At 31.5% G+C, this 972-nt stretch carries 1 protein-coding gene; it reads right to left on the minus strand.

The features are described from left to right. Window positions 1-203: 203 nt before the first annotated feature. On the minus strand, window positions 204-782 hold the full coding sequence (locus HM986_RS17590; protein WP_179336350.1) for a hypothetical protein: 579 nt from the start codon (window positions 780-782) through the stop codon (window positions 204-206). Between the last annotated feature and the right edge of the window lie 190 nt (window positions 783-972).

Raw genomic sequence — 972 nt, forward strand, 5'->3', positions numbered from 1 at the left:
GGAATTTCAGGTTTTCGCCTGATTCAAATCGTTCAATTATTTTCTCGTTCGTGTAGTTCATTCAAATTAATGGCAACGTGTTTGTGTATGATTAGTTGCGTGGTTAAGCAACTAAGTTAGTAAACTTTTACGAACCCGTGAATATTCCGCAGGAATATTCGCAAGTAGTGAAGAACCAAGCAATTAATTATACACGGTGTTACCTACAGTTTTTTATTCCGATTAATTGCTATAACCAAAGTCGAATTCGGTAAAAGTTTTATTGCTTTTCTAATTTTGCTATCATAACGATTCATTAATTCTATTTCTTTAGTAATTCTTATAATTAGATATTCAGCACTATTTTCAGATTCATAAGAGTATTTAAGTCCATTAATAACTAAATCACACGCTCCATCGATTAACGATAAATCATAATATTCTCCTTTGAATTCAATTCCGATTGAGTTTGCGTAAGCGTAAGTTTCGTATTTAATTTCCGTTTTTCCGCTCGTTGTTTTTCCAGTATATTTTTTATAACTCACATCATAAACTTCGTCTTCATCTTTTTCTATTTCCAATTTTGCGTAACTGCCTTGAAAATCTAATAAAGATTCCTTGTTTTCAGAATCTCTCACAATTAAAACTCCGTTTATAGTTCCGCTAAAATTTCCTGATTCCATATTCTGAAAAACAGAATCAAATCCGTTTCCATCAATTGCACGTGAAGAATATTCTTGTCCAAAACATTGAAAAGAAGCAAAAATCAGAAATGTTATGATTAGTATTCTCGGTTTTTTCATAATTGTAGGTAACGGTTTTGTGTATGGTTAGTTGCGTGTTTAAGCAACTAATTTAGTAAACAAAAACGAACGCGAGAAAATTCCGAAGGAATTTTCCAAATAAGCAACGACCAAAGCAATTAATTATACACGGTGTTAGCATACGTTTTTATATAATTATTCCAATTCCTAAATTCAAAGTTGTCGGTTC

Origin of the sequence: Winogradskyella costae, from assembly GCF_013403865.1 — a bacterium.
In the GTDB taxonomy this organism is placed as follows: domain Bacteria; phylum Bacteroidota; class Bacteroidia; order Flavobacteriales; family Flavobacteriaceae; genus Winogradskyella; species Winogradskyella costae.

Excerpts from the sequence above, each read along its gene's own strand:
- HM986_RS17590 (WP_179336350.1), bottom strand. The coding sequence starts at position 782 with ATGAAAAAACCGAGAATACTAATCATAACATTTCTGATTTTTGCTTCT.